The organism is Terrabacter sp. NPDC080008 (assembly GCF_040702505.1).
Lineage (GTDB): Bacteria > Actinomycetota > Actinomycetes > Actinomycetales > Dermatophilaceae > Terrabacter.
The window spans coordinates 45,382-66,485 of sequence record NZ_JBFBLC010000001.1 but is presented as its reverse complement, the minus strand read 5'-3'; the positions used below and the strand labels follow the sequence as shown (position 1 = coordinate 66,485).

22 protein-coding genes are annotated in these 21,104 nt (G+C 72.3%); 9 read left to right on the top strand and 13 right to left on the bottom strand.

What is annotated here, in order from left to right; translation table 11 throughout:
* Positions 1–92 precede the first annotated feature (92 nt).
* Both AB0316_RS00335 and AB0316_RS00330 read right to left on the bottom strand, forming a co-directional pair.
* Entirely contained in the window at positions 93–683 is a 591-nt protein-coding gene (locus tag AB0316_RS00335; protein ID WP_366269481.1) for a nuclease-related domain-containing protein, read from the bottom strand.
* A 332-nt stretch (positions 684–1,015) separates the two neighbouring features.
* Positions 1,016–1,612 (bottom strand): LysE/ArgO family amino acid transporter, encoded by a 597-nt coding sequence (locus AB0316_RS00330; RefSeq protein WP_366269480.1) that lies wholly within the window; start codon positions 1,610–1,612, stop codon positions 1,016–1,018.
* A gap of 239 nt (positions 1,613–1,851) precedes the next feature.
* Here AB0316_RS00330 and AB0316_RS00325 point away from each other — a divergent pair, with 239 nt between their 5' ends.
* The 3 genes from AB0316_RS00325 to AB0316_RS00315 all read left to right on the top strand — a co-directional run bounded on the left by AB0316_RS00325 (position 1,852) and on the right by AB0316_RS00315 (position 5,432).
* Complete coding sequence (locus tag AB0316_RS00325) at positions 1,852–3,219, top strand: chloride channel protein (RefSeq protein WP_366269478.1); 1,368 nt, start codon at positions 1,852–1,854, stop codon at positions 3,217–3,219.
* A 66-nt stretch (positions 3,220–3,285) separates the two neighbouring features.
* Positions 3,286–3,987 carry a hypothetical protein gene (locus tag AB0316_RS00320; RefSeq protein WP_366269477.1) on the top strand — a complete coding sequence of 234 codons (702 nt, stop codon included), beginning with the start codon at positions 3,286–3,288 and terminating at the stop codon, positions 3,985–3,987.
* A gap of 59 nt (positions 3,988–4,046) precedes the next feature.
* Positions 4,047–5,432 carry a glutamate decarboxylase gene (locus AB0316_RS00315; protein WP_366269476.1) on the top strand — a complete coding sequence of 462 codons (1,386 nt, stop codon included), beginning with the start codon at positions 4,047–4,049 and terminating at the stop codon, positions 5,430–5,432.
* A gap of 40 nt (positions 5,433–5,472) precedes the next feature.
* Here the strand turns inward: AB0316_RS00315 and AB0316_RS00310 are convergent, their stop codons facing one another.
* Positions 5,473–5,859 carry a rhodanese-like domain-containing protein gene (locus AB0316_RS00310; protein WP_366269474.1) on the bottom strand — a complete coding sequence of 129 codons (387 nt, stop codon included), beginning with the start codon at positions 5,857–5,859 and terminating at the stop codon, positions 5,473–5,475.
* Positions 5,856–6,353, bottom strand: coding sequence for a cysteine dioxygenase family protein (locus AB0316_RS00305; RefSeq protein WP_366269473.1), 498 nt, complete (start codon positions 6,351–6,353; stop codon positions 5,856–5,858). The genes AB0316_RS00310 and AB0316_RS00305 overlap by 4 nt, the downstream gene beginning before the upstream one ends.
* A 241-nt stretch (positions 6,354–6,594) precedes the next feature.
* On the opposite strand from AB0316_RS00305, the gene AB0316_RS00300 reads away from it, so the two are divergent.
* Both AB0316_RS00300 and AB0316_RS00295 read left to right on the top strand, forming a co-directional pair.
* Complete coding sequence (locus tag AB0316_RS00300) at positions 6,595–7,521, top strand: DMT family transporter (protein WP_366269471.1); 927 nt, start codon at positions 6,595–6,597, stop codon at positions 7,519–7,521.
* 211 nt (positions 7,522–7,732) lie between these two features.
* A complete protein-coding gene (locus AB0316_RS00295) occupies positions 7,733–8,536 on the top strand; it encodes an alpha/beta hydrolase-fold protein (protein WP_366269470.1) in 804 nt (267 codons plus the stop codon).
* 169 nt (positions 8,537–8,705) lie between these two features.
* Here the strand turns inward: AB0316_RS00295 and AB0316_RS00290 are convergent, their stop codons facing one another.
* The gene (locus AB0316_RS00290) at positions 8,706–9,302 is read right to left on the bottom strand and encodes a hypothetical protein (protein ID WP_366269468.1); all 597 of its coding nucleotides are present in this window, start codon (positions 9,300–9,302) and stop codon (positions 8,706–8,708) included.
* A gap of 801 nt (positions 9,303–10,103) precedes the next feature.
* Here AB0316_RS00290 and AB0316_RS00285 point away from each other — a divergent pair.
* Positions 10,104–10,694, top strand: a complete 591-nt coding sequence (locus AB0316_RS00285) for a hypothetical protein (protein ID WP_366269467.1) — start codon at positions 10,104–10,106, stop codon at positions 10,692–10,694.
* A gap of 183 nt (positions 10,695–10,877) precedes the next feature.
* Here the strand turns inward: AB0316_RS00285 and AB0316_RS00280 are convergent, their stop codons facing one another.
* Both AB0316_RS00280 and AB0316_RS00275 read right to left on the bottom strand, forming a co-directional pair.
* Positions 10,878–11,270: a VOC family protein gene (locus AB0316_RS00280; protein WP_366269466.1), complete on the bottom strand. Its 393-nt coding sequence runs from the start codon at positions 11,268–11,270 to the stop codon at positions 10,878–10,880.
* Positions 11,209–11,523, bottom strand: coding sequence for a hypothetical protein (locus AB0316_RS00275; protein ID WP_366269464.1), 315 nt, complete (start codon positions 11,521–11,523; stop codon positions 11,209–11,211). The genes AB0316_RS00280 and AB0316_RS00275 overlap by 62 nt, the downstream gene beginning before the upstream one ends.
* Positions 11,524–11,614: 91 nt before the next feature.
* On the opposite strand from AB0316_RS00275, the gene AB0316_RS00270 reads away from it, so the two are divergent.
* Complete coding sequence (locus AB0316_RS00270) at positions 11,615–12,577, top strand: helix-turn-helix domain-containing protein (protein ID WP_366269462.1); 963 nt, start codon at positions 11,615–11,617, stop codon at positions 12,575–12,577.
* A gap of 103 nt (positions 12,578–12,680) precedes the next feature.
* On the opposite strand, the gene AB0316_RS00265 is transcribed toward AB0316_RS00270, so the two are convergent.
* Genes AB0316_RS00265 through AB0316_RS00240 form a run of 6 tightly spaced genes read right to left on the bottom strand, consistent with a single transcriptional unit; the run spans position 12,681 to position 19,530 of the window.
* The gene (locus tag AB0316_RS00265; RefSeq protein WP_366269461.1) at positions 12,681–14,099 is read right to left on the bottom strand and encodes a tryptophan-rich sensory protein; all 1,419 of its coding nucleotides are present in this window, start codon (positions 14,097–14,099) and stop codon (positions 12,681–12,683) included.
* Positions 14,100–14,103: 4 nt separating this feature from the next.
* Positions 14,104–14,826 (bottom strand): CPBP family intramembrane glutamic endopeptidase, encoded by a 723-nt coding sequence (locus tag AB0316_RS00260; RefSeq protein WP_366269459.1) that lies wholly within the window; start codon positions 14,824–14,826, stop codon positions 14,104–14,106.
* Between the two features lie 30 nt (positions 14,827–14,856).
* Positions 14,857–16,224: a deoxyribodipyrimidine photo-lyase gene (locus tag AB0316_RS00255; RefSeq protein ID WP_366269458.1), complete on the bottom strand. Its 1,368-nt coding sequence runs from the start codon at positions 16,222–16,224 to the stop codon at positions 14,857–14,859.
* On the bottom strand, positions 16,224–17,498 hold the full coding sequence (locus AB0316_RS00250) for a cyclopropane-fatty-acyl-phospholipid synthase family protein (protein WP_366269457.1): 1,275 nt from the start codon (positions 17,496–17,498) through the stop codon (positions 16,224–16,226). The genes AB0316_RS00255 and AB0316_RS00250 overlap by 1 nt, the downstream gene beginning before the upstream one ends.
* Positions 17,495–18,250: a DUF1365 domain-containing protein gene (locus AB0316_RS00245; RefSeq protein ID WP_366269456.1), complete on the bottom strand. Its 756-nt coding sequence runs from the start codon at positions 18,248–18,250 to the stop codon at positions 17,495–17,497. The genes AB0316_RS00250 and AB0316_RS00245 overlap by 4 nt, the downstream gene beginning before the upstream one ends.
* Entirely contained in the window at positions 18,247–19,530 is a 1,284-nt protein-coding gene (locus tag AB0316_RS00240) for an FAD-dependent oxidoreductase (protein WP_366269455.1), read from the bottom strand. The genes AB0316_RS00245 and AB0316_RS00240 overlap by 4 nt, the downstream gene beginning before the upstream one ends.
* A 156-nt stretch (positions 19,531–19,686) precedes the next feature.
* Here AB0316_RS00240 and AB0316_RS00235 point away from each other — a divergent pair, with 156 nt between their 5' ends.
* Together AB0316_RS00235 and AB0316_RS00230 are read left to right on the top strand one after the other, a co-directional pair.
* Positions 19,687–20,142 (top strand): SRPBCC family protein, encoded by a 456-nt coding sequence (locus AB0316_RS00235; RefSeq protein WP_366269454.1) that lies wholly within the window; start codon positions 19,687–19,689, stop codon positions 20,140–20,142.
* A gap of 3 nt (positions 20,143–20,145) precedes the next feature.
* The gene (locus AB0316_RS00230; protein ID WP_366269453.1) at positions 20,146–21,090 is read left to right on the top strand and encodes a MerR family transcriptional regulator; all 945 of its coding nucleotides are present in this window, start codon (positions 20,146–20,148) and stop codon (positions 21,088–21,090) included.
* Positions 21,091–21,104 lie beyond the last annotated feature (14 nt).

Here is a 21,104-nt window from a genome sequence, read left to right as displayed (position 1 = left end):
TCGGACGACTTCCCTATCCCGTCCCGCGCGCTACCTCAGATCCGAGGGCGTATGCCGGGTGGCGCGTCTGAGGTAGCCGCGTGGTGCCGGCGTCAGGCGGGCGGGAAGGCCTTCGCCAGCCGGGCGTGGACCGACGGCACGTCGACGGCAGTCGTGTCACCCGTGCTGGTGCCCGTCCCGGCCACCAGCTGGCCCAGGCGTCTGGGCCAGAGCACGTGCACCCCTCGGGTCTGGAAGGCGCCACCGAAGAGCGGCCACTCGGCGTCGACGAAGCAGAGGACGCCGACGACCGGGACGTGCGGGTCGTCGAGCGCGGCACGGACGAGGTCGACCTGCTTGAGCACGCCGTCGACCAGCCCTGTGCAGGTGCGTCCCCCGACCACGAGGGTCTCGGTCCGGGGGCGGAAGAGCCCGCCCTCGACGCGCAGGGCCGGGCGGCCCTTGTACTTCTTCGCGTCGACGACGAAGACGCCCTGGTGGCACACGACGAGGTGGTCGATGTTGGCGCGCGTGCGCGGGATCCGCCGGTCGTGCAGCACCGCGAGTCCGTCGCCGACGAGGGAGTCGAGCCGCGCGCCGACGACCTGCTCGCCCGCGGCCCCGGTGTCCCAGGCGCGGGTGCTCTGCGGCTCGTCGGTGACGGCCAGGAGGAAGACGCCGATGCGCGGGAACCGCTCCCGCACCCGTTGCTCCCGCGCATCGCGACGCCGCTCGAACTCCCGCCGTGCCGACGCGCCCGCCGTCCCAGGGTTCCGGTCGTCCTCCACAGGCGCGGGTTCGGCAGCCGCACAAGGCTGCTCGCTCACCGGTGCATCCCCAGTCGGGCACTCGAGGCAACGGACCGTCCGGCTCGCGCGCTCATAGACGGCCCGTGTCCCCTGTGGGAGGTCGGTGCCGCACAGGCGGCACGTGCCGGCATACCGAAGCCTCATCCGTTTCTCGTCGGCGACGCCGGCGACCTCCCCTGTCTCCACGCGCTCGAGGCTAGGTCTCCGGCGTGGTCGCCGAGGGGGTTTCAGCCGAGAAGGAGCGTGGCGGCGATAGTGAACATGACCAACGCGATCGCGACGTCGAGGACCCGCCACGTCGCGGGCCGCGCGAAGAGCGGCGCGAGCAGACGGGCTCCGTACCCGAGCGCCGTGAACCACGCAAGGCTTGCCACCGCGGCGCCCGCGGCGAACCACCAGCGCCCCTCGGGCCCGTGCTGGTTGGCGAGCGACCCGATGAGCAGCACCGTGTCGAGGTAGACGTGCGGGTTGAGCCAGGTGAGCGCCAGGACGGTCGCGAGCACGCCGCTGCGCGACGGCGTGGTCCCGCCCGTGTCGAGGGCCTTCGGGTGGCGGGCGTTGCGCAGGCTGAGCACGCCGAAACCGACGAGGTATGCCGCCCCGACCCACCGCACGACCGTCAGCAGTCCCGGGTGGGCCGTGACGAGACCACCGACGCCGAGCACCCCGGCGAGCATGAGGACCGCGTCGCTCAGCGCGCACACCGCGACGACCAGCCCGACGTGGTGACGCGCGAGGCCGGTGCGCAGCACGTAGGCGTTCTGCGCGCCGATCGCCACGATGAGCGAGGCCATGGTGAGGAAGCCGGGCAGCAACGAGGTCACAGCCCGACCGTAGGAGAAGTGGGAGCGGACGCGGCGGCCGGGACGCGGCTCGAGACGGTGCGCCGACGGCATACCCGTCGGTCTCGGCAGACATTCCGGGAGCCTCCCGGCGACATTCACGACAAGGCGTACGCCCTCGCGGATCCGCCCGCGGGACCCCGGGGCTCGCGGCTACGTTGGGCAGGCAAGCATCTCCGCTCGGAGCGCGAATGCCCTCGCCCTCCTGAGGAGGCACCGAGGTGACCGACCCAGTCGCTCCGACCGGGGCCGCGGCCCCGCCCGACGTCGCGCAGACCGTGCGCTCGAGGCCCTACCTGTCCGCCCTGGTGCTGGCCGCGCTGCTCGGTATCCCGGTGTCCGCCATCGCCTACGGCTTCCTCGCGCTCGTGGCCAAGCTGCAGGCGTACCTCTTCACCACGCTGCCCTCCGACCTCTTCGGCGGCAGCGCGCCCGCCTGGTGGCCGGTGCCCTGGCTGATGCTCTGCGGTCTGCTCGTGGGCCTCACGATCCGCTACCTGCCCGGCAACGCCGGCCACTCGCCGGCGCTCGGCTTCAACGCGGCCGGAGGCCCGGCGGCCGGTCGTGACCTCCCCGGCATCGTGCTGGCCGCGCTCGCCACTCTGGGGCTCGGAGCCGTCCTGGGACCCGAGGCCCCGCTCATCGCGATCGGTGGCGGTCTCGGGGCCCTGACCGTGAGGCTCGCGAAGCGCGACGCGCCGCCCATGGCCGCCACGATGATGGCGTCCGCCGGCAGCTTCGCCGCCATCAGCACGCTCCTCGGCTCGCCGCTGCTCGGCGCCTTCCTCATCATGGAGGCGGCCGGCATCGCGGGTGCGACCCTCAGCCTCGTGGCCCTCCCGGGCCTGCTCGCCTCCGGCATCGGCGCCCTCGTCTTCGTCGGGCTGGACGCCTGGACCGGCCTGGGCACGTTCTCGCTCGCGCTGACCTCGGTGCCCCCCGGCGTGTCGCCCACGGTCGCGTCGCTGCTCTGGGCGGTGCCGATCGGGGCTGTCGCTGCCCTCCTCGGGTGGGGGGTCCGCTGGGTGGGGCTCGGCCTGCGGCCGATGGTGCACCGCTCCCGGGTGCCGGTGACGGTGGGCCTGGGCCTGCTGGTCGGGCTGTGCGCCACGGTCTACCAGCTCGCCACCGGGCGGGGGTTCCCCGAGGTGCTCTTCTCCGGGCAGAGCGCCCTGCCGGGTCTCGTCGCCAACGCGGCCACCTACTCCCTCGGCGTGCTCGTGCTCCTCGGCGTCCTCAAGGCGCTCGCCTACGGCCTGTCCCTGGCGGCCTTCCGCGGAGGCCCGGTCTTCCCCTCCATGTTCGTCGGCGCCGTGCTGGGCATCGCGCTCAGCAGCCTTCCCGGCATGCAGCTCGCCCCCGCCATCGGGACCGGGATCGGCGCCATGTGCTGCGCCATGCTGCGGCTGCCGCTCACGTCGGTGCTGCTCGCGACGCTGCTCATGGGCGCGGACGGGCTTCCCGGCATACCGCAGGTGGTGGTGGCGGTCGTCGTCTCCTTCGTCGTCACGGCCGTGCTCCCGACGCCGCACGCGACCCGGCTCGCGCACAGCCCCGAGCCGGCGAGGCGCCGGCAGTCACCCGGATAGGGCGAGTCGCGGCCACCGGCCCCCGGCCGAGAGTGGGGACAGGCGGTCCCCAGGGAGGAGGCGCACGTGAAGGCGCGACCCGAGCGGCTCAACGCAGCCGTCGCCTGGCTCTTCATGGTCGGGTCCGCCTGCTTCGTGCTCGGCTCGGTGCCCGCCTACCTCGACGCGGTGGGCGGCCCGGTCGACGGTGTCACCTACGTCATCGGGTCGGTCTTCTTCACGAGTGCCTCCTTCGGGCAGCTGCTGCAGGCCCAGACCCCCGCCATGACCACCGTGGACGAGGAGAGCCAGCACCGGCGCGCACCTGTCCGGCTGGTCGACTGGGCCCCGCACGACCGCAACTGGCTCGCCGCGGCGCTGCAGTTCCCGGGGACCCTGTGCTTCAACGTCAGCACCGTCGCCGCCCTGACGCACAACGCGACGGCCGCCGAGTCGAACCGCTACGTGTGGCGCCCCGACCTCTACGGCTCCGTGCTTTTCCTGGCGTCGAGCACGTATGCCGTCCTCGCCGTGTCCGCACGCTTCCTGACCTGGGAGCCGCGCTCGCTCCCCTGGCGGATCGCCTGGGTCAACATGGTCGGCTCGATCCTCTTCATGGCCTCGGCGCTCGCCAGCTACGTCTCTCCGAGCACCGACGCCGCGCTGAACGCTCGCCTCGCCGTGGCGGGGACCTTCTTCGGCGCCGCGTGCTTCCTCGTCGGCGCCGCCCTCATGCTGCCGGCCTGGCGCCGGGCCCTCCGGCCCGCCCGCAGCACCGCACCTCCGTGACCGGCAGCCCGGAGAGCCCCGCAGCCCATCAGCAGCACCCAGCAAGGAGAAGAAGAAGCATGGCCACACCGACCACACCCCACGAGCTCGACGCCGCCGCCGCGCTCTACGGCAACCGTTTCATCACCCAGGAGGTGCCGAGCCGGGAGTTCCCGACGACGGGGATGAGCGCCGTCGACGCGATGCGGCTCGTGGCCGAGGACCTCGCGATCGAGGGTGATCCGGCGCGCAACCTCGCGACCTTCGTCACCACGTGGATGGAGCCGGAGGCGCAGCGGATCATCGCGACCAACCTGCACCGCAACTTCATCGACCACGCGGAGTACCCGCGCACGGCCGAGATCGAGCAGCGCTGCATCCGGATGCTCGCCGACCTCTTCCACGCACCGGGCCCGACCACGGGGGCGCGCACCCAGGGCTCGTCGGAGGCGATCATGCTGGGCGCCCTGTCGCTGAAGTGGAACTGGCGGACCCGCCGACAGCAGGAGGGGGGCTCGGTCGAGAGCCCGAACCTCGTCTTCGGCGGCGACGTGCACGTCGTGTGGGAGAAGTTCTGCCGCTACTTCGACGTCGAGCCGCGCATCGTGCCGCTGCAACCCGGCAAGTACACGATCGGCCCCGAGGACGTCGAGGCGCACATCGACGAGAACACGATCGGGGTGGCTGCCGTCCTCGGCACGACCTTCACCGGCCACAAGGACGACATCGTCGGGATCAACGACCTGCTCCTGCGGATCAAGCAGGAGCGCGGCCTCGACGTGCCGCTGCACATCGACGGCGCGAGCGGCGGTTTCGTGTGGCCGTTCCTCTACCCCGACTCGCCGTGGGACTTCCGGCTCGAGCAGGTGCGCTCCATCAACGTCTCGGGCCACAAGTTCGGCCTCGTCTACCCGGGGATCGGCTGGCTCGTCTTCCGGGAGAAGAGCGACCTCGCGCCCGACCTGGTGTTCGAGGAGAACTACCTCGGCAAGACCGACGCGACCTTCACCCTCAACTTCTCCACGGGCTCGTCGATGGTGCTCGCGCAGTACTACAACTTCGTGCGGTTCGGCCGGCAGGGCTACACCTACATCATGCGCAACATGGAGGAGAACGCCCGGATGCTCGGTGACCTGCTCGAGAAGATGGGGCGCTTCGAGCTCATCGGCCGCGACGAGGAGCAGCTCCCGCTCGTCGCGTTCCGGCTCACGGGCGTGCAGGACTACAACGAGTTCGACGTCGCCTGGCAGCTCTCGGCCGAGCGCGGCTGGATGGTGCCGGCGTACACGCTGCCGCCCGACGCGCAGGACGTCACGATCATGCGGGCGCTCGTCAAGGAGACGATGAGCCGCGAGCACGTCGACACCCTGGCCCGCGACATCGAGGAGGCGTGCAAGACCCTCGATGCCAAGGGCGGCGCGCACGAGTCCGAGCGGGCCAAGATGAAGACCGGCTCGGGCCACTGAGCAGCGCTGCCGCGCCGTATGTCGTATGCCGTGGAGGCGCCTAGGTGCGCCCGTCCCGCCAGGCGCGCCACGCGGCATACCCGCCGATGACGTCCGTGGCGCGGTGGATGCCGAGCTCCTTCAGGGCCGCGGCCGCGAGGCTCGAGGTGTAGCCCTCCTGGCAGAGCACGACGACCTCGAGGTCGTGGCCGGCGATCGGCAGGGCCGCGTCGCTCGACGGGTCGAGGCGCCACTCGAGGACGTTGCGCTCGATGGGCGTCGCGATGGCGAGCTCTCCCTCGGCCTTGCGCTGGGCCTCGGGGCGGATGTCGACGACCAGGGCCCCGGACTCGTGCGCCGCCTGCGCCTGCTCGGGAGTGAGGCGGTGGAGGCGGCTGCGTGCCTCGGCGAGCACCTCGTCGATGGTGCGCGGGCGGGGCCGGGTCACCAGTCGACCCCCGCCTCGGCGCGCTCGTCGACCTCGAGCAGCCCGTCGACGGCACGGTAGTTCGTCATGGCAGTCAGTCTCGGGGCATAGACGTGCAGGCTCACGGCCGGGTCGGAGCCGGCATTGGTGACCCGGTGCAGGTGACGGGTGCCGAAGGTGCGCTGGTCGCCCGGACTGAGCAGGACCCCGGGGCCGGCCGTGCGCCGGACGTCCCCCAGGAGGTCGGCATCCCGGTAGCCGGCGACCTCCTCGGTGAGGATGCCCTGCAGGACGACGAAGGATCCTGCGCTGCCGCCGTGGTCGTGCCACGGGGTGCCCTGACCGGGCAGCCAGGTCAGCAGCCAGGCCTCGTGGTCGTGGTCGGCGAGCAGCCGGGCGTAGTAGCGGGTCACGGGGTCGAAGTCGACGAGGCCCTGCCAGACAGCTCGTTGCCGAGCGAGTCGTCGGGCAGTGTCGGCGAGGTGGACTGAGGTGCGCGGGGCGCCGCGGGACATGGGTCGTGCCTTTCTCGATCGGGTGGCGGGGGCGGGGCGCTCGGGACCCTCGGACGTCCGCCTCGCGGCTCAGGACGCCGAACGGCTCCCGAGCGGAGGACAGGCCTCTGCGGCGATCGATGCATAAGCACGGATTTGCATGAGGAAAACGTTAGCTTATGGCGTTGCCGTTCGCCAAGGTGGTCTCGGCAGGCACCCGCCCCGTCGAGCGACTGTCGGGAGCGGGGACTACGGTCACCGGGTGACCGACCACTCCCGCAGCTCGTCGACGGACTCCCCTCGGCGGACGCAGCTGCTCGTCCTCGCCGCCGTTGCTGTGACGCTGCTGCTCTGGGCGTCGGCGTTCGTGGCCATCCGGCACCTCGGCCACGACGTGCCGCCGGGAGCGCTCTCGCTCGGGAGGCTCCTCGTCGCCTCGATCGCCCTGGGCGTCCTTGTCTTCCGGCGTCCGCGCACGTGGCCAGCCAGGCGTGACTGGCCGCTCCTGCTGCTGTGCGGCGTGGGCTGGTTCGGCGTCTACAACCTCGCCCTCAACGCGGCTGAGCGCCGCATCGACGCCGGCACGTCGGCGCTCGTCGTCCAGGTCGGACCGATCATCGTCGCGCTGCTCGCGACCGTCTTCCTCGGCGAGAGGATGACGCGTTGGCTGCTCATCGGCATGGCGGTCGGTTTCGCCGGGGTCGTCGTCATCGCCCGCGGGTCGTCCTCTGGTGGGTCCGGGGACGTGGTCGGGGTGTGGCTCGCCATCCTCGCCGCGGTGACGTATGCCGTGGGCGTCCTCGCGCAGAAGCCGCTCCTGGGGAGGCTGCCCGGGCCGGAGGTGACGTGGCTGGCCTGCATCATCGGCGCCGTCGTGTGCCTGCCGTGGACCGGCGAGCTGGTCACGGTGGTGCGCCAGTCCGATGCTGCGACTCTCGGGTGGATCGCCTACCTCGGCATCTTCCCGACCGCGATCGCCTTCTCCACGTGGGCGTACGTCCTCGCCCGCAGCGATGCCGGCACCCTGACGCTGACGACCTTCCTCGTCCCGTTCATCGCGACGCTCATCGCGTGGGCCCTGTTGTCGGAGGTGCCGCCGGCGCTGACCTATGTCGGAGGAGGCCTGTGCATCGCAGGCGTCCTGCTGACGCGGCGAAAGCCCCGGCGCAGGGTCGACCTCGTGGACTGAGCCGCTGCGCGGAACGGTAGGGGGCGGCTGGGAGCGACCAACCCCGCGGCTGGGAGCGACTGCGGGAGCGTCCGGGGCGACTACGGGAGCGGCTGGGAGCGACTGCGGCGACAGGGGGCGGCTGGAGCGCCGGGGCGGACAAGCGCGGACATGCCCCGCCGCGGTCGCCGGTGACGGCTGTTCGCCATGAGCTGACCGTACGCTCCGGTGCATGTCTCCTGCCGGCAGGACGTCTCGTCGGTCGGTGCTGCGCGCTGCCGTTGCGCTCGGCGCGCTCGCGGTTGCGGGGGTGGGCGCCTCCGGCTGCAGCCGTGGACCGGACGGCGCGGTCCTCGATGACGGAGTGCTCGGGCCTCGTCCAGACGGCAGTCGCCCGCGCTGGCGCCTTGCCGTCCCGGAGGGCAGGTCGCCCCGGGGCCTCGTGGTGGCCCTGCACGGGTTCGGTGGCGATGCTGACTCCGCCTTCGACCTCGGCTACGGCGACGCGGTCGCCGCGACGGGTCTGGCCCTCGCCTCGGTCGACGGCGGCAACACCTACTGGCACGCCCGACGCGACGGCGCCGACAGTGGCGCGATGGTCCGCGACGAGCTCATCCCGCTCGTGTTGAGCCGGTGCGGACTGCCCGCGGGCTCGCGCGTCGGCCTGCTCGGCTGGTCGATGGGTGGCTTCGGGGCGCTCCTGCTCGCCGGCGAGCTGGGAGCTGCGCGGGTGGACGGGGTGGTCGCCGCGAGCGCAGCACTGTGGAAGACGGCTGGAGAGACTCCGGCTGTGGCCTTCGACGGCCGCGCCGACTTCGAGCGCCACTCGGTGTTCGGACGGGTGAAGCTGCTGGCCGGCATCCCGGTGCGACTGGACTGCGGGGAGTCCGACCCCTTCATCCGGGCGAACCGGGCGCTGGCAGGGCAGGTCCCGGGCGTCGAGACGCACTTCGAGCCCGGCGGCCACGAGGACGGCTGGTGGCGCGACCATGCTGCAGCGGAGATGCAGTGGCTCGCTGCTCGAACCAGAGCCTGAGCACTTTGGGACGTGGAAACCTTCTCAATCGTTCGAACATGTGTTCTAATTGAGGGTAGGTAGCCCGGGTGGGAGGAGTGAGTTCGTGCCATTCCTCGACACCGGGCGTCCAGAACCCGACGGCGGTTCCAGCGACCGGGCACGGGAGCGGGTCCTGTGGATCCTGCAATCAGCGCGGGCCCAGGCGCAGGCGAGGGCCCGGAGCGCCGAGGCCGCCCAGGCCGCCCAGGCCGCCCAGGATGACGACCCACGGTCGCTGAGCGACGCGGCAGAGCGGGTGGTGTCGCAGATCGAGCGGCTGGAGGTTCAGAAGGCGCAGCTCGAGGGACGGCTGATCGACGCGTATGCGGCCCTCCACACCATCGAGGAGCAGCACCTCGAGCGCACCGCGCCGCGCTCGCCCGTTCCACTCAGTGCCGACCAGGTGACCGCGCACGAGATCAGCTGGGCCACCGGTGTCGGTGCCGCTGAGGTCAGTCGGCGCCTCGAGCTCGCCACCGGGCTCCGGCGTCATCGAGTGCTTCGCGAGCGACTTCGCAGCGGTGGTGTCAGCCTCTACCGCGCGCTGCGCATCGTCGCCGAGACCCGCAACCTCGACGACGACGTCATCCCCGACCTGGAGTCCACGGTGCTGGCGCCCGCCCCGGACGGTTCCGTCGCCTCCCAGCGCCTCTTCGCCTCCCGGCTCCAGCGATGCGTCCGCTCTGCCGACGGTCGCTCCCAGGAGGAGCGTCGCCGAGCCGCCACCAGGCGTCGGAGTGTCCACGGCCGCATCATCGATGACGGCATGGGCACCTTCACCGTCGTGGCCCCGGCCGAGCAGGTGGTGGGCGTCCTCGACCGCGTCGACGCCCTCGCCCGGTCCGCCCGCGCCGCCGGTGACGAGCGCAGTCTTGACCAGCTCCGCAGCGACTTCCTGTGCCAGCTCGCGCTCTTCGGGGTGCTCCCGGGTGCTGCCTGTGACTCCGGTGCGTCGTCAGGCGCTGGCGCCGCCTTCTTCGGTGCATGCGGGGATGGGGCGGGACGCTGTCATTGCTCCGGCAGTGGACCCTCTGGACCCGTCCCCGACGGCTGCGCCTCTGGCGCGGGCGCGGCAGCGGGTGGTCCGTGCTCTGCCGGCCCGCTCGGCAGCGGCCCGTCTGGTGCGGGCGCGGGGGCGAGTGATTCGTGCTCTCCTGGTTCGTTCGCCTCCGGCCTCTACGGCGGCGGGGCCACTGGTGCGGGCGCGGAGGCTCGTGGTCCGTCCACTCCGGGCCCATTCGACGACAGTGCGTCTGGTGCGGGCGCGGGCGCGAGCGGCCCCTCCTCTCCCGACCTGTACGACGACGGCCTGTCTCGTGCGGATGGGGGAGCGTGCCGCCCGTCCTCTCGCAGCCCGTTCGACGGTGGCCTCAACGGAGGCGGAGCGTCTGGGGCAGGTGCTGGAGCGAGTGATTCGTTCTCTCCCGCACAGCCCATGACCGACGCGGCACGTTCCGGGCGGTCAGGTGGCGGGAGGGGCGACCCGCCCGCTCGCGCTGCCACAGCTGCTGGTCCCCACGGCGAAGCGTCGACGAGCCGCGGCTCCATGGCGCATCCCGACGCCCGGCGCCTGTCCGGCGCGCCACCCGCCGTCGTGCGCATCGTCGTGCCCTTCGAGGTGGCAGTGGGCTTGTCGGATGCCGCCTGCGAGCTGCCCGGGCATGGCTGGGTCACGGCCGCCCACGCCCGCGCGATCATGACCGCCCCGGGCTCGGTATGGCAGCGCCTCGCAGTCGATGTCGACTCCGGCCGCGCTCTCGAGCTCTCGACAGACCGGTACACGCCGACCCGCGAGATGGTCGAGCACGTGAGGGCCGTCGACGGGGTGTGCCGGGCGCCGGGATGCCAGGTTCCCGCCGACCGCTGCGACTGGGACCACCTGGTCCCGTGGCCGCTCGGCCCGACCCGCACCACCAACGGCGACTCGCTGAGCCGCGGCTGCCACAACGGTAAGACCGCCGGCATCTGGAAGGTGCAGCCGGTGGCCGACCAAGGGATCAGCTGGACCACCCCGGCCGGTCGCGACTACATCACCTACCCCAAGGACTGGCGCGAGGCACTGGCCGACCCGGGCTCCGACGCGCCGACTGCCCATTCGTCGGCGCCCGAGCTGGACGACGAGCCACCGCCCTTCTGACCGGCAAGGCATTACGGCAGCACCCTCACGCGGCTTGGGCCGCGGCAGCAGCCCTGACCCTTGGGCTGCGACGCAGCATGCGGGCGATCGAGGCGCTTAAGGTCGCCTCGCGCTGCCGGATGGCGTCCGGACGGTCCGACGGTCGGGGCCTGCCGGGGGCGGGCTGGGTACGGGGCGCTGAGGTCAGTCGCCTGTCACCGTGGTCAGGCAGAACGGGTGCCCGGCCGGATCCAGCAACACGCGCCAGGCGGCCGGTGCGGGCTGGTGTGCGGCCTCGGTCGCCCCCAGGGCCACCGTCCGCGCCACTGCGACGTCGAGGTCGTCGACGAGGATGTCGAGGTGCACCTGCTGCTGCTGGCGCGAGTCCGGCCAGGTGGGGGCGACGTGGTCAGTCGTGCGCATCATCGTGACGGCGAACCGGCCGTCCGAGAGCGAGATCACCCCGCCGTCCGGGCTCTCGTATGCGCGAGCGAGCCCGAGCACCGATCCGTAGAAGTCGGCAAGCACCGCCGGGTCAGGGCAGTCGAAGGAGACCGAGGCCAGTCGGCCGATCGCGGTCTGCGGGATGGTCGTCATGGCTCAACCCTCGCACGTGCCGGCGGCCTCGCCGCGCGGCCGTGCCGGCCAGGTCGGCCGTGTCAGCAGAGTCGGCCCCGATCGTCGAGGCGCGGTCGTCGGCCGGCGCGTCGTGGAGCACCCGCTCGAGATCGCGGTCGACCAGGGCGTCGGCGCCGAACGGGGCGCGGGGGAGGGTGAAGGTGCGGCGGTGGTGCGGCCCAAGGGCTGCGAGGAAAGCGACGAACATGAGGGCGAAGAAGAAGATGTCCATGGCAGAAATACTGCGCGCGCAATGATCCTGCCACGAGTGGCGGAAAGGTCGATGTTCGACAAGATCCTGCCACGGCTGTCATGCTGGCCGGATGCTGCACACGATCGCTGTGATCGCACAAGAGCCCGTGGCCATGTTCGAGCTCGGCGTGCTCTGTGAGGTCTTCGGCATCGACCGCACCGACGACGGGGTCCCCGCCTTCGACTTCCGGGTGTGCTCGTCGCGCCCGGGAGAGCCTCTGCGCACCACGAGCGGACCCGCCCTCGTCGCCACGCATCCGCTGGAGGCAGCTCGCGGCGCCGACCTCGTCGCCATCCCCGGAGGCCCGGTCCAGGGCCCCTACGACCCGGCGGTCCTGGACATCCTGCGCGAGACCGCGAGCGCGGGCGGCCGGGTCCTGTCGGTCTGTTCCGGGGCCTTCCAGCTCGCCGCCGCGGGCCTGCTCGACGGACGCGGCTGCGCCACGCACTGGAGGTATGCCGCCAGGCTCGCCGACGAGCATCCCCTCGCCCGCGTGGACCTCGACGTGCTCTACGTCGAGGACGGCCCGATCCTGACGAGCGCCGGCACGGCCGCCGGGATCGACGCCTGCCTGCACCTCGTCCGAACCGAGCTGGGCTCAGAGGTGGCGACCCGGATCGCGCGACGCATGGTGGTGCCGCCGCACCGCTCGGGCGGCCAGCGCCAGTTCGTCGAGACCCCCCTCCCGGCTGAACCGTGCGACAGCCTGCAGGACGTCCTGGAGTGGGTCGCCGAGCACCTCGACGAGGAGCACTCGGTGCCGACCCTCGCGCGGCGGGCCGCCATGTCGGAGCGCACCTTCGCCCGGCGGTTCACGGCCGAGGTCGGAACGACGCCGCACAAGTGGCTCACGAGCCAGCGCGTGCTGCGCGCCCGGCACCTGCTCGAGTCCACCGACCTCGACGTCGAGCGCATCGCCCGCGAGAGCGGCTTCGGCACTGCCGCCGTCCTGCGCCACCACTTCCAGCGTGAGATCGGCATCCCGCCCGCCGCCTACCGCCGCGCCTTCGCCCACCAGCCCGCTGCCGTCTGAGACAGCTGCGGCCGACAGGCGCCGGCCCACGCGGGGCCGGCGGCTTCGATTCAGGCGTCTGCGCCCATCTCGGCCAGAACCTAGAGAACCGTAGACAGTCCGATCACTGAGGATTGCGGCGGGCGATCGCGGTGGACAGGGCGGTCGCGAAACCACACCACACGGCATACGGCGACAGGGCGATACCGGCCCCCTTGCTCACCAGACCTGCGCGCCGGGCGAGGTCGGCCGAGCTCGCCGTGAGCAGCGCCGCCTGCGCCGCCGCCACCCACGGCCGGCGTGAGCGCCAGAAGAGCACGCTCCACGCCGCGTTGAGGGCGAGGTTGGTCCCGAAGGCCTTGAGGTAGCGGCCGCGCCCCTCGCGATCGCCGGCCTTGTCGTATGCGTTGAGCACGGCAGTCGAGCCGCCCGCGATGTCCGCGTAGAGCGCGGTCCACACCACCGGGAAGGCGAGGGTGGGCGGCTGCCAGTCGGGCAGGTCGAGCGATCGGTACCACTGCGAGTCCGGCTTCGTCGCGATCGAGCCGGCGACGACGCACACCACCGTCGCGGCGCTGGTCAGGGCGAGGTTGCGCATCGCCGTGTCCGGCCTGGCCGCCTGCATGGCAGAGCGCACGGCGGTGTCGAAGTCGGTGAACCCGCCCGGCACCTCGACGAAGTCGAGCAGGTCGCTCTCCTTGGCGACGACCTCGTGGACGAGGCTGCCCACCAGCGGCTTGGCCAGGCCGGCGGAGATCGGCGTCACGAGGCCCACCCAGTGGCTGGCGAGCCGCGGAGTCAGCACCGGCACCGTGACGACGACGGGCCGCCGCCGACCCGTCGCGTCGGCGAACCGCCCGATCATCTCGCGGTAGGTCAGCACCTCGGGAGCGCCGATGTCGAAGGTCCGGTTGACGTCCGCCGGGAGGCTTCCCGCGCCGACGAGCAGCGTCACGACGTCGTCGATGGCGATCGGCTGGATCTTGTTGTCGAGCCACTTCGGCGCGACCATCGCCGGCAGGCGGGTCGTGAGGTAGCGCAGCATGTCGAATGACGCCGACCCGTCGCCGAGGACCACCGCGGCCTGCAGCACAGCCGTCGGCACGCCCGAGTCGAGGAAGATGCGCCCGACCTCGACCCGCGAGGCCAGGTGCGGCGAGAGCTCCTCGTCGTCGGGGTGCAGCCCGCCGAGGTAGACGATGCGCGAGACGCCCGCATCCTTCGCCGCCTGGGCGAAGTGCGTCGCGGCGGCCCGGTCGCGCTGGGCGAAGTCCGGCTTGTCGTCCATCGAGTGCACGAGGTACCACGCGGCGTCCACCCCCGACAGGGCGCGGCGCATGTCGTCGACCGACCCCACGTCGCCCTCGACGACCTCGACGCGACCGACCCAGGGCCGGTCGGCGAGCGAGCCGTGGCGGCGCGTCAGAACCCGGACCGACCAGCCCTCGTCGAGCAGTCGGGGCACGACGTGGCCGCCGATGTAGCCGGACGCGCCGGTGACGAGCGCGGTGCGATCGGGAGCAGTGGTCGGGGAGGAGGTCATCGGATCACCTGGTGAGCTCGAGGGCGGGTGGGAGGAGCAGGAGCATCCCGGTCGACCAGGTCACGTGCGTGATGATCGGCCCGAGGATGCCGCCGGTGACCCGCCGCTGCAGCGCGGTGACGAGCCCGACGACGGCCGCGGCCAGCACGAGCAGCGGGATGCCGCTGCCCACCGTGGTCAGGGCGTAGAGCACGGTCGTGACGGCGACCGCGTGGGACGGCAGGGCGGCATACAGCGCGCCACGGAAGTAGAGCTCCTCCGCAACGCCGTTGAGCATCGTGATGACGAGCACCGCCGCCAGCGAGCCGAAACGCGCGTGGTCGAGCAGCGCGTCGACCGGCTGGCGCAGGAACGGGATTCGCGCCACCAGCAGCGATCCGACGAGGAAGACCAGGAGCAGCAGCGCCCCCAGCGCGAGCGACTGCACGACGGGTCGCGACTCCTTGTCGCCGGAACGGGTGTGGCCCCAGCCGAAGTGCAGCGGGCCTGAGGCGAGGGCCCCGACGACCCAGACGGCGGCCAGGGCGAGCGAGCCGGTGTAGAAGAGCGGGTCGCCCGGCTTGATGTGCAGGGCCCAGGCGAGCACCGCCGTACCGACGACGAAGGTGACCGCGACGACGACCCGGCGCCGCGTCCGCGCCTGCGGCGGGTCGGGGTGCTGGTTCTTGACGGGCTCGAGCAGCGCGGCGTCGAGGAACGCACGCAGCTCGGCGACCGGTCCCCTCACCTGCGCTCCTCCACCCTCGACGACACCCGGTCAGCGCCTCGCCCGCTCGTAGCGGGCGAGGCTCTCCTTGCGCTCCTCGTCATGGTCGACGATCGGCTGCGCGTAGTCGTGGTCGTACCCGGTGTCGTGCTTCCACGGCTCGTGGGCAGCCGCGCCGGCGAGGTGGCGCAGCTCCGGCACCCAGCGCCGCACGTACTCCCCGTCCGGGTCGAACTTGCGCCCCTGCGTCACCGGGTTGAAGACGCGGAAGTAGGGCGACGCGTCCGTGCCGGTGCCCGCCACCCACTGCCAGCCGTGGTTGTTCGAGGCGATGTCGCCGTCGACGAGGTGGTCGAGGAAGTGCTGCGCGCCCACCGGCCACCAGACGTGCAGGTCCTTGGTGAGGAAGCTGGCGGTGATCATCCGCAGCCGGTTGTGCATCCAGCCCTCGGCGAGCAGCTGGCGCATCCCGGCGTCGACGATGGGGTAGCCGGTGCGCCCCTCGCGCCACGCGTCGACGAGCCGGTCGGTCTCGGGCCCGGAGTCGTAGGGCAGCTTCGCCAGCTCCGGCCGAAGGTCGTGCCAGGCGGACTCGGGGTTGTGCCACAGCACGTCCGCGTAGAACTCCCGCCAGACGAGCTCCGTCACATAGGTCGTGGCAGCCCGGGACCGCCCACCCCGGTGGGCGGCGATGTCGGCCAGCATGGTGCGCGGGTGGATCTCGCCGTACTTGAGGGGCGCCGACATCCGGCTCGTCGAGTCGAGGTCGGGTCGGTCCCGTTCGCTGTCGTATGCCGTCAGCCCGTCCTCGAGGAACGCCTCCCACCGCTTCCGCGCGGCCGCCTCGCCGGCCTCGATGCCGTCGAGGTCCACCTTCGGCAGCGGGTCGGAGTGCACGTCGTCGCGCAGCCACGGGACGCGCTTGGGGCGCTCCGCCGGGGCGGGCCGGCCGTGCTGGTGCCAGGCCTTCGCGAACGGCGTGAACACCTTGTACGGCGAGCCCGACCCGTTGAGGACGCGACCCGGCCCGACGGCATACGGCGTGCCCGTGGCGACGAGCTCGCGGCCGTCGGCGGTGAGCGCCTTCTCGACGGCCTCGTCGCGCCGGCGGCCGTAGGGCGTCGTCTCCCGCGACACGTGCACCTGCTGCGTGCCGGCCTGCTTCGCGAGCCGTGGGATGACGTCGGCCGGGTCGCCGCGCCGGACCACGAGCGCTCCCCGGGTGTCCTTCGACAGTGCCGCCACCGACGCGAGCAGCCGGCGCGACCGCGGCGTGTCGGTGTCGAGCAGCTTCGGGTCCAGCACGAAGACCGGCAGCACGTGGGCCCCGGACTCGACCGCCGCGAGCAGGGCCGGGTGGTCGCTCAGGCGCAGGTCGCGCCGGAACCACAGGATCGCCGTGCCGTTGGACTCTGCCATCACGAGGCCGCGACCGCGGCGCCCTCCCGCTCGAACCGCACCTGCGCGACGTCGAGGTAGCCGGTGGCGAAGCCGGCCTCGCAGTAGGCGAGGTAGAACTCCCACCGCCGGCGGAAGGTCTCGTCGAAGCCGAGCGCCTCGACCTCCGGCCACCGGGCCAGGAACGTCTCGCGCCAGCGGCGCAGCGTCTCGGCGTAGTCGGTGCCGAAGGGCTCGACGGCGGTCATCCGCAGCGCGGTCTCGTCCTCGGCCGTCTCGCTCATCGCCTGCAGGCTCGGGATGAGCCCGCCGGGGAAGATGTGCTTCTGGATCCAGCCGTAGGAGTGCTTGGTGGCCAGCAGCCGCTCGTGCGACATGAGGATGGCCTGCACCGCCGCGATGCCTCCCGGCGCGAGGCGTTCGTCGATGGTGCGGAAGTAGGCGGGCCAGTACTCCTCGCCGACGGCCTCGATCATCTCGACGCTGACGACCGCGTCGTAGAGGCCCTCGACCTCGCGGTAGTCCTGGATGCGGATGTCCACGGTGTCGGCGTACCCGGCGGCCGCCGCCCGCTCGCGCGCCAGGGCCGCCTGCTCCTTGGACAGCGTGACGCTGGTGACGGTCGCGCCGCGGCGGGCCGCCTCGAGCGCGAGCGTGCCCCAGCCGGTGCCGATCTCGAGCAGCCGGGTGTCCTGGCCCACCTTGGCCAGGTCGAGGATGGCGTGCACCTTGCGCAGCTGCGCCTCCTCGAACGACTGTGTGCGCAGCGGCTGGTCCTCGTCGAAGAGGGCCGAGCTGTAGCTCATCGTCTCGTCGAGGAAGGTCGCGAAGAGGTCGTTGGACAGGTCGTAGTGCGCCTCGATGTTGCGCCGCGACCCGAGCAGCGAGTTCTCCTGGATGCGCGGGATGCGCCGGTCGACGAAAGCGCGCAACCGCAGCCACCCGGCAGGCACCGCCGTGGTCATCCGCTCGGCGAACGGCACGAGCAGCTCCGCGAGGTCGGTGCCGTCCGCGGCCCGCCAGTCGCCGGCCATGTACGCCTCGCCGATCCCGATCTTGGGGTGGTGGGCGAGCCGCTCGAAGAGGTCGCCCGGTCGCACGATCTCCAGCGCCGGCCGCCCGGCCGTGCGGGCGCCGCCGCCGAGGAGGCTGCCGTCGGGCATCACGACGTCGACCGGGACGCGCTGGGCCACCTGGGCCAGGATGCTCCGCGCAAGGCGCGCCCGCAGGCACAGCACCCGCAGCGCCGGCCGGCGCAGGCAGATCGGTTGCGCGATCGAGGGGTGGGCGGTCATCGGACGGCCTCCTTGGGATGTGAGGGGCGGGGGAGGACGGGAAGTCGGCGCAGCCAGAGGCGGATGCCGTGCAGTCGGATGAGGGCAGTCACCCGCTGGGTCATCATTCCGTGGCGGCGCACGAGCCGGAGCAGCGCGCGCGTGGTCGCCGGCTCCGGGGTCCCACGGGTCACCGCGGTGAGGATGCGCTCACCGTCCCGCTCGAGGGCCACCGTCACGGCGACGGCGTCGGGCTGCAGCACGAGGCGGACGGCATACTCCCCGCTCGTGTCGTTGAAGGGGGAGACGTAGAAGGCCTTGTCGACCGTCGCGGTGCCGTCGTCGGCGACGTCGAGCAGGTACGCGTGCCGCTCGCCGTACGTGTTGTGCACCTCGAAGACGACGGCGAGCAGGGAGCCGTCGGGGCGCAGGCACCAGAAGACGGAGAGCGGGTCGAAGACGTGACCGAGGACGCGGGCGTTGGCGAGCATGAGCACCCGGTCCGACGGGGCCAGGGTGACCCCACGCGCCGCCAGGAAGCGCGAGACGTCGCCCCGGATGCCGCCGCCGAGGCGCCCCTCGTCGAGGTGATCGTGGGCATCGAACCGGGCGAACACCCCTGCGGGCCAACGCAGCTGTGGAAGGTCGTCCACGTCGACCAGCCACTGGTACTGGCCGTGGGTGAAGCTGTGCCGCAGGGGTGTTCGGCGCGAGTGGGAGACGGTGCCGTCGACGAGGGCCGGCACCGGAGGCGGGGTGAGGACCGCCGTCACCAGCGGACCCCGAAGGACTCGGCCGCCTCCACACCAGACCGGCAGCCGTCCTCGTGGAAGCCCCAGCCCAGATGGGCACCGGCGAAGGCGAGGCGCTCACCGCCGGCGTCGCGCAGCCGGCCGGCCGCATCGACGGCCTCGCCGGTGAAGATCGGGTGCTCGTAGGACATCCGCGCCGTCACCAGCGACTCGTCGACGGTGCCGGCCGGGTTCAGCGTGACCACGTGGTCCTCGGCGTCGGTCAGGCCGTGCAGCCGGTTCATCCAGTAGCTGACCGTGACGTCCGGGGCGGCGGTGTCGCAGCCGCGCATCCGGTAGTTCCACGACGCCTTGGCCTGGCGTTCCTTCGGCAGCACCGACGAGTCACGGTGAAGCCAGGTCTCGTTGCGGGAGTAGCGGATCGCCGCCAGGTCGCGCTTCTCGTCCGGCGTCGCGTCGGCGAGCAGCTCGAGCGCCTGGTCGGCGTGGGTGGCCACGACCACCCGGTCGAAGGTCGTCGAGTGCCCGTCGCGCACCCGCACGTCGACGCCGTCGTCGTGCCTCGTCACGGCGGTCACCGGGCTCTCCTTGCGCACGTCGGGCAGGCGCTCGACGAGCCGGTCGACGTAGGTCGCGGACCCGCCGGTCACCGTGCGCCAGGTCGGCGAGCCGGTGACCGTGAGCATCCCGTGGTGGTCGAGGAACCGGAACAGGTGGCGCGCCGGGTAGGACGAGGCGTCGAGGTCGCCGCACGACCACACGCAGGCCACGAGCGGGATCGCGAAGTGGCGCACGAAGTAGTCGGAGAAGCGCTGCTGCGCCAGGAACTCGCCCCACGTCAGGTCGGCCGACGGGTCGGCGAGCAGCGCCCGGGCTGCCTTGTGGAAGCGCGGCACGTCGCTGAGCATCTTGACGAAGCGCGGGTCGGCGAGGCGGCGGCGCTGGGCGAACATCCCCTTGGGACCGCGCCCCCCGGCATACGACAGCCCGCAGCCCGAGCAGGTGATGCTCATGCTCATCTCGGTGGGCTGGGTGGGCACGTCGAGCTCGCGGAAGAGGCGCAGCAGGTGCGGGTAGGTGCGCTCGTTGTGCACGATGAAGCCGCTGTCGATGCGCAGGCTCCCGTCGCGTCCGGCGACGTCGTGGGTGTGGGCGTGCCCGCCGAAGCGGCTGTCGCCCTCGAGGAGCGTGACGTCGTGCGTCCGGCTGAGCACGTGGGCCGCCGTCAGGCCGGAGACTCCTGCTCCGATGACGGCTGCCGTGGGACGGCTCGTGCTGGGGTTCGCGTTTGGCTGGGTCACCGAGGGCCTCCTCGTGGCTGGCGTGGTCCCGTGGGATTCGGGGCCGAGGCCCTGGCGGATGGGTGACAAGTCGTGTGCAGATGGACACGTTGCCGACCCGCTGATGCTGACCGTAGAGTGCGTGTCCAAGGTCTGTCAAAGGTTTGGAGAGAGCGCATGGAGATCGAACGCACCGTCACGGTGGACCAGCCGGTCGACCGCGTCTTCGCCTACCTCAGTGACTTCACCACCACCACCGAGTGGGACCCCGGGACGGTGCGCACCGACCGCGTCTCCGGCGAGGGCGGCGTCGGCACGCACTACCGGAATGTCAGCAAGTTCCTCGGGCGCGAGACCGAGCTGGACTACCTTGTGGTCGAGCACGAGCCGGACCACCGGTTCGCGCTCCGCGGTGAGAACGCCACCGTGGTCGCCCACGACACGATGACCATCGTGCCTGCCGCGACCCGGTCGGGTACGACCGCAGGTGAGGGCACGACGGTCACCTATCGTGCGGAGTTCGAGTTCAAGGGCCTCGCCAGGTACGTGGCCCCGCTGTTGTCCCCGGCGCTGAAGAAGCTCGGGGACGACGCCGAGCGGGGACTGCGCGAGGCGCTTGGCAAGTTGGAGTAAGAGATGTACACGATCAAGCGTGCGGCGGAGCTGACCGGCATCAGCGTCGCCACCCTGCGCGCCTGGGAACGCCGCTACGGCGTCGTCAGCCCCCAGCGCTCCGACGGCGGCTACCGCCTCTACGGCCCCGAGGACGTGCGGGCGCTGGCCATCATGAACTCCCTCGTCAACGAGGGCTGGTCGGCCCGCGAGGCCGCGGCCGAGACGCTGCGCCGCCTCTCGGGCCGCGACTCCGGCGGCCGCGAGTCGTCCACGGGTCGCGACGGCCGCGACGGACGTGACGGCCGGGGGAGTCGGGTCGCCCCGCTGCGCCCCGGGGCGCGCTACCAGTCCGAGGACGCGGAGGCCTTCGTCCGTGCCGCCGAGCGCCTCGACTCCGCCTCCGCGACCGCCGTGCTCGACGCGCGCTTCGCCCTCGGCACCTTCGAGCACGTCGTCGACGACTGGCTCATGCCCACCCTCAAGCTCGTCGGCGAGGAGTGGGCCCACGGCCGCCTCACCGTCGCCGGTGAGCACCTCGTGTCGTATGCCGTCCAGCGGCGTCTCGCGGCCGCCTACGAGGCCGCGTCCGGCCGGGTCGACGGCCCGACCCTGCTCATCGGCCTGCCCCCGGGCTCGCGCCACGAGCTCGGGCTGCTCGCCTTCGCCGTCGCCGCGCGCCGGGCCGGCTTCGCCACGGTCTACGTCGGCGCCGACCTGCCTGCCGAGGACTGGGTCCGCGCCATCGAGGCACGCCGCGCCGCCGGCATCGTCATGGCCGTGCCGCGCGACATCGACATCACCGCCGCCCAGGACATCGTCGACACCATCGGGCGCACCCACCCCGAGGTCGTCATCGGCCTCGGCGGCAGCCAGCAGAACGAGATCAACGGCCCCTGCGTGCACCTCGGCCACTCCATCACCGTGGCCGTCGGCGAGATGACCCGCCGCCTGCGCATCCCCGCCTGAGGCCACCTCGCCGG